4 protein-coding genes are annotated in these 2419 nt (G+C 72.1%); 1 reads left to right on the forward strand and 3 read right to left on the reverse strand.

The window, feature by feature from the left end:
- The 3 genes from AB0K09_RS32360 to AB0K09_RS32370 all read right to left on the reverse strand — a co-directional run.
- Positions 1 to 398 (reverse strand): hypothetical protein (locus AB0K09_RS32360; protein ID WP_366068965.1); only part of this gene is annotated, 398 nt, incomplete at its 3' end.
- Positions 395 to 856, reverse strand: coding sequence for a hypothetical protein (locus AB0K09_RS32365; RefSeq protein ID WP_366068966.1), 462 nt, complete (start codon positions 854 to 856; stop codon positions 395 to 397). The genes AB0K09_RS32365 and AB0K09_RS32360, both read right to left, overlap by 4 nt.
- A 692-nt stretch (positions 857 to 1548) precedes the next feature.
- The gene (locus AB0K09_RS32370; RefSeq protein WP_366068967.1) at positions 1549 to 1995 is read right to left on the reverse strand and encodes a hypothetical protein; all 447 of its coding nucleotides are present in this window, start codon (positions 1993 to 1995) and stop codon (positions 1549 to 1551) included.
- A 216-nt stretch (positions 1996 to 2211) separates the two neighbouring features.
- Between AB0K09_RS32370 and AB0K09_RS32375 the strand changes: the two genes are divergently transcribed.
- Positions 2212 to 2419 (forward strand): CapA family protein (locus AB0K09_RS32375; protein ID WP_366068968.1); only part of this gene is annotated, 208 nt, incomplete at its 3' end.

The raw sequence follows: 2419 nt of genomic DNA on the forward strand, positions 1-2419 counted from the left end.
GCGGCGCTAGCCAGGCCGATCACGTGGGCGCCCCGGGCCTTGGCGATCTGCACCGCGAAGTGACCCACACCGCCGGCCGCGCGGTGGATGACGGCCGACAGGTAGCGGGTGCGGCGTGAGGGCCCGTGGAGGCGCGGCGGGTCGACGACGTGCCAGGGCTCGCCGTCGATCTCCACCCGCGCCCACACCCGGATGGCCTCGCACGGCCCCATGAGCACCTTCAGGCGCACCGGGGCGGCCCAGCCTGTGGCGACCCCTTCCGGGGCGTCCACGGGCTGGGCGAAGGCCCGCACGGTCACCGGCTCACCCAGGCCCGGAGCGGTGCCGCCGTACCCGTCGCCCACCGGGTCCGGCGGGAAGATGCTCAGCTCGACGGGGGCCCGGCGGTGGAAGATCACACGAGCCCCCGCTGGTCGGACGGGTCCGGGTAGGGGTAGCCGGAGCACCGGTCGGTGAGGACGACCGCCCGGACGGTCTCCAGCGAGCGCATCGCGCTGCGACCGGACAGTCGCTCGATCAGCAGCTGCTCGCCCTTCGACAGGGAGCCGCCCACCGCGCCCTGCTCGGGCATGCGGTAGCTGTACTCACCCGCCGACTCCGACACGAAGCCCTCCGGGTTGCGGACCCTTCGTTCGGCCACGGCCAGGACGATGGCCTTGACCGCCGCCGGCACCGGCCGCAGCCGGCCGTCGACGACCGCGCCCCAGCTCGGGTTCCCGTGCGCGCGGACGATGGCCGAGGCGTCGTCCAGGGCGGCCTCGGCCTGTTCCCGCTCGGCCCCCGTGAGGGTGCCGCCGTAACGGCGTTCGAGGTCGGCGAGGTCGGCGAGCCGGCCCGCGGACTGTGTGTCCGGCATGGGCGGACCGCCTTACTTACCGGTGCCGTTGCCCTTGAGGGTGATCGGCAAGTACCGGCAGAACTCCGCGAGTCCCGTGTGTGGAAAGCACAACCTCGCCCCGGTGTCGAACCGTTGGGGGAGAGCCTCGCCGGGACCGCGCCAGGCGGGGCGGGTTGCAGGGCCGCGCTACGGGGGCGCCGCTCCGTCTTCTGCGCACGCGCGCGGGAGCCACCACCGCCGGCCACTTGGCCGGGGTCGCAGGACTGGCCCGGGGCGGCGAACCGCAGGTCGATGACGTCGGTGGGTACCTGGCTCCCGGGGCAACAGGTGAAGCTGATGACGCTCTGCTGGTGGGCGGCTACCGTGACGGGGGTGTCGGCCACGCGCTTATGAGCCTGAGCGGTGCAGACGGCGAAGGCCGCTCCTCGCCTCTCCACGCCCGATTCATTGCTGAACTTGACCACCCATGCGTTGCCGCCGGGTGAGGAGCCGGCCATGAGGAGCCCTTTACCGTCCCTGACGCCGCCGCCTCCGCCGGGGCTGCCGGCCGGGCAGGGCGCGGTGGCCGTTCTGGTCCGGCCCGCCGGGACGACCACCTCAGGGGCTTGGGTTCCGACGTGATCCATGGGGGCGGACTCGAGGAGCAGGAAGTCCACTCGCGTGCGAGGGCGACCCGGCCCCTTCGGCCGGGTCGCCCCTGAACCCCTGCGCTACTCCTCGCTGACGGGCCTGACGTACTCCAGGGTCCAGGTCTCCTGGAAGTCGGGCTTCGGCGGCACCAGCTCGATCTGCGCGCCGCGATGGCCCGCGCGCAGGGCCAGACCCTTGTCGGAGAGGATCTTGACGCCGCCGATGACCCGCTCGAACGTGAACTTCGCCAGTTCGCCGCGCTGGACGGTGTTGACCCAGAGCTTGTCCTCGGGGGTCACGATCCCCGCCCCCTCGTGCACGGCGAGCCGGATCACATAGGGCGCGCCCGGGACCGGTTCGGCGGGCTCGATGAGCCACTCCTGCTCGATCGGGAGGGGATTGAAACGGTCGGTGATGACGGGCGCGCCGTGCTTGACGGCGTACTCGGTGGCCGTCATCAGGGAGGTCGGGCCGATGATATGGGCGTGGATCCTGTAGATGCCAGGCTTTACCGGGATCGGAGGCATGTGCGGGACTCCCTCTCTCACGGTGCGGCTTTCCCCCGTCAGCGGGCCGCCGACGGCGCAGGCCCCACCATCACGGCCTGTCCGGCCCGTGCACAGGGCCGAAATCCGCCAAGTCCGTTACGGCGCGGACCGATCGATCACGGTTTCGTATTCTTGACGTAGAGGCGTAAGAGACAACGGGCGGCCCGCATCCGAGGAGGAAGGGGGCGGCACGGGATGAAGGCGATCACGGTGGCCCTCGCCGGTGACACCATGCTGGGGCGCGGCGTGGCCCGCCCGCTGGAACGGGACCCGCGCCCCGCCACCGTGCTGGGCGACGAGATCCGCGAGACCGTGGCGGCGGCCGATCTGTTCGTCCTCAATCTGGAGTGCTGCGTCTCCGACCGGGGCGAGCCCTGGCCGGCGCCCGGCAAGCCCTTCTTCT

Source organism: Streptomyces sp. NPDC049577 (assembly GCF_040675635.1).
GTDB lineage: Bacteria > Actinomycetota > Actinomycetes > Streptomycetales > Streptomycetaceae > Streptomyces.

What these genes read in the sequence shown, in the direction of transcription:
- AB0K09_RS32365 (WP_366068966.1), bottom strand. Translation starts at nt 856, where the DNA reads ATGCCGGACACACAGTCCGCGGGCCGGCTCGCCGACCTCGCCGACCTC.
- AB0K09_RS32370 (WP_366068967.1), bottom strand. Translation starts at nt 1,995, where the DNA reads ATGCCTCCGATCCCGGTAAAGCCTGGCATCTACAGGATCCACGCCCAT.